At 68.7% G+C, this 3,429-nt stretch carries 4 protein-coding genes and 1 pseudogene; all 5 read left to right on the forward strand.

Features of this window, described 5'->3' with window-relative positions; translation table 11 throughout:
- Positions 1 to 143 precede the first annotated feature (143 nt).
- Positions 144 to 275 (forward strand): hypothetical protein, encoded by a 132-nt coding sequence (locus tag ACRDUX_RS06480; protein WP_526412127.1) that lies wholly within the window; start codon positions 144 to 146, stop codon positions 273 to 275.
- Positions 272 to 1,015, forward strand: a complete 744-nt coding sequence (locus tag ACRDUX_RS06485) for an SDR family oxidoreductase (RefSeq protein WP_526412129.1) — start codon at positions 272 to 274, stop codon at positions 1,013 to 1,015. The genes ACRDUX_RS06480 and ACRDUX_RS06485 overlap by 4 nt, the downstream gene beginning before the upstream one ends.
- 12 nt (positions 1,016 to 1,027) lie before the next feature.
- Positions 1,028 to 1,678, forward strand: coding sequence for a nitroreductase (locus ACRDUX_RS06490; RefSeq protein WP_526412130.1), 651 nt, complete (start codon positions 1,028 to 1,030; stop codon positions 1,676 to 1,678).
- Positions 1,679 to 1,702: 24 nt separating this feature from the next.
- A complete protein-coding gene (locus tag ACRDUX_RS06495) occupies positions 1,703 to 3,199 on the forward strand; it encodes an FGGY-family carbohydrate kinase (RefSeq protein WP_526412132.1) in 1,497 nt (498 codons plus the stop codon).
- Between the two features lie 48 nt (positions 3,200 to 3,247).
- Positions 3,248 to 3,429: pseudogene (locus ACRDUX_RS06500) on the forward strand (hypothetical protein); the annotation flags it as partial.

The raw sequence follows: 3,429 nt of genomic DNA on the forward strand, positions 1-3,429 counted from the left end.
CGTCACGTGCGTCGGGGTTTCGCGTTGGGAGGGGGCCAAGCCCGCGATCCGTTCGCGGCGAGAGCTGTCAGACACCCCATGGAGCCAGGGACTACGGACTCTCCAGGGTTCGCCGACGCACCCCGCGGGGTGAAGCTTGACGGGTGAGCCACTTGCCCGAGGACGAGCTTGTCGGATTGTCACCGGCATCGGTGATCGTCGACGAGAATGACGTCCTCGGCGGCGAAGGAGTGGCTCGGGCCATCAACACACTGGGAAAGGCTTTCGCACAATGAAGATCACAGTCATCGGGGCGACCGGTCAGGTCGGCTCCACAGTCGTCGAGTTGCTCAGGGCCGAGGGGCACGACGTCGTCGCGGCATCCCGTGGCACGGGCGCCGACGTCCTCACGGGCGAGGGGTTGGCCGAGGCCCTGGCCGGCGCGCAGGTCCTGGTCGACGTGGTCAACTCGCCGTCGTTCGAGGACGAGCCGGTGCTGAAGTTCTTCACCGCATCGGCGGCCAACCTCACCGCCGCGGCAGGGGCGGCCGGCGTCGGCCACTACGTCGCCCTCTCGATCGTCGGCGTGGATGGCCTGCCCGACAGTGGCTACATGCGCGCGAAGGTGGCGCAGGAGAGGACGATCACCGACTCGGGACTGCCCTACACGATCGTGCGCGCCACCCAGTTCCAGGAGTTCGCCGAGGCCATCACCGGATCGCTGGTCGTCGGCGACGAGGTCAGGGCGCCGGACGCCTTGATCCAACCGATCGCCGCCGACGACGTCGCTGCCGAGGTGGCTCGTGCCGCCGTCGCCGCCCCCGTCAACGGCGTCATCGACGTCGGTGGCCCGCAGAAGATCTCGTTCGCCGACATGGCCCGCGCGGTGCTCGCCAAGCAGGGTGACGACAAGCTCGTCGTCGTCGATCCGGATGCCACGTACTTCGGGACGGCGGTGGCGCAGACCAGCCTCGTCACCGGAGAGGGCGCCACCCTGGCCCCCACCCGCTTCGCCGACTGGCTCGCGGTTCGATGATCGCCGAGTCCGATGGCTGAGCTCGACGAGGTCGTCCGGAGGCGTCACTCGACGCGGATGTTCCTGCCGGACAAAGCCGTTCCAGACGATCTGCTGCGCGAGGCGCTGACCATGGCCATGCGGGCGCCGTCCAACTCGAACGTTCAGCCGTGGCGGCTGTTCCTCGCCTCGGGAAGACGACGCGACCGTCTGGTCGAGGCGCTGTCGGCCGAAGTGCGGGCCCATCGGCCCGTGGCGATGGGGTTGCCCGAGTCGTTCGCGCACCTGCGCCGCGAACTCGGTGCCCTCGTGTACGGGTCGATGGGCGTGGCGCGCGACGACGCCGAGGGACGCTGGCAAGCTCAGCTCCGCAACTGGACGTTCTTCGGTACGCCGGTGGCGGGCATCGTGTGCATGCACCGCGACCTCGGCGTGGTTGACGGTCTTGGCGTCGGCATGTTCCTGCAGACGCTGCTGCTGGCCCTGACCGAACGGGGCCTTGACAGCTGTGTCCAAGTGTCCATCGCGCTGTATCCCGAGGTGGTTCGCCGGCAACTGGACATCCCTGACGACCTTCGGGTGCTGTGTGGTCTGGCGATCGGCTACGGCGACCCGTCGTTCCCCGCCAACGACCTCCGGATACCGCGCAACCCCGTGGATGCCAACGTGGTGTTCCTGGACTGATCGCGCCCGACGTAGGGTTGCGCCGTGGACGTGCTTCTCGGAATCGACATGGGCACCGGGAGCACCAAGGGCGTACTCGTGGACGCCGCGGGCGTGGTGCTGGCGTCCCAGACGATTCCGCATGCGATGAGCCTGCCCCGACCCGGTTGGGCGGAGGTCGACGCCCAGTCGACGTGGTGGGGCGAGGTGTGCGAGATCAGTCGCCGCCTGACCGCGGAGATACCGCTCGGCTCCAACCTCGCCGCGGTGTGCGTGAGCGGGGTGGGGCCGTGCCTGGTGCTCTGCGACGACGCGCTGACGCCGCTGCGGCCGGCCATCCTCTACGGGATCGACACCAGGGCTACGGCCGAAATCCAGTTGCTGACTGATGAATTCGGCGCTGACGCGATCCTCGAACGGGCCGGTACGTTGCTGTCGAGTCAAGCCGTCGGACCCAAGCTGGAATGGGTGCGAAGGCACGAGCCCGACGTGTTCGGGCGCGCCACCGGGTGGTACGGGTCGAACTCCTACATCGCCGCCAAGCTCACCGGGGAGTACGTGCTGGACCACCACACCGCGAGTCAGTGCGATCCGCTGTACGCGACCAGTGAATTCGACTGGAACGTCGAATGGGCGGAGCGAATCTGCGGGCATCTGCCGTTGCCGCGGCTGGTCTGGCCCAACGAGGTCGTCGGCACCGTCCACGCCGAGGCCGCGGCCGCCACCGGCATCCCTGCGGGCACACCTCTGGTGGCGGGCGCGGTCGACGCCTACTCCGAGGCGTTCTCGGTGGGAGTCCGCAACCCCGGTGACCAGATGCTGATGTACGGCTCGACGATGTTCCTGGTCCAGGTCATCGACGGGTATCACAGCGACCCGGCCCTGTGGACGACGGCGGGCATCGAACGGGGAACGCTGGCGCTGGCGGCGGGTACCTCGACCGCGGGCAGCATGATCGGTTGGCTGCAGACCGTCACCGGCGGTGCGCCGTTCGACGTCCTGATGGCCGAGGCGTCGGCGGTTCCCGCGGGCAGTGAGGGCCTGATCGCGCTGCCCTACCTGGCGGGGGAGCGGACCCCGGTGTTCGACCCGCAAGCCAGGGGGCTGTTCGCCGGGCTCACGCTGCGGCACGGCCGCGGACACCTGTTCCGCGCGGCGTACGAGGGCATCGGCTTCGGCATCAGACAGATCCTGGAGAAGTTCGACGACGCGCACACCGGCAAGCGCACCGTCGCGGTCGGCGGCGGGCTGCGCAGCCCGGTCTGGGCGCAGGCGGTCAGTGACATCACCGGCCGCACGCAACTGGTTCCCGAGCAGGCGATCGGGGCCAGCTACGGTGACGCCCTGATGGCGGCCATCGGTGTGGAACTGGTTGCGCCGGAGACGGATTGGGCCAGAATCGCCCACGAGATCACGCCCGACCCCGCCAATCGTGCGCTCTACGACGAGCTGTACGGCGTATGGCGCGAGCTGTATCCGGCGACCAAGAGCCTGGTGCACGAGCTCGACGAGCTCGGGGAGCGGCGACCACCCGTCGCCTGAGCGGTGCTGCGCCCGAGACGTGTCGGACCCTTCTGCTTTGATGTTGGTATGCGTTCGACCGCACCAGCTTTGGCCCTTGAGGTGACCCCGGCTGAGCGTGCCGATGTGCTGTTCGGGGAGTTGGCGGAGTTGTCCGGTCAGCGCAACGCGATCGACGGCCGCATCGTGGGCATCGTCGCCGAACTGGACCGCGACGACCTGTGCGGTTCCACCGGCGCACGCTCGATCGC

Source organism: Mycobacterium sp. (genome assembly GCF_050701675.1).
Lineage (GTDB): Bacteria > Actinomycetota > Actinomycetes > Mycobacteriales > Mycobacteriaceae > Mycobacterium.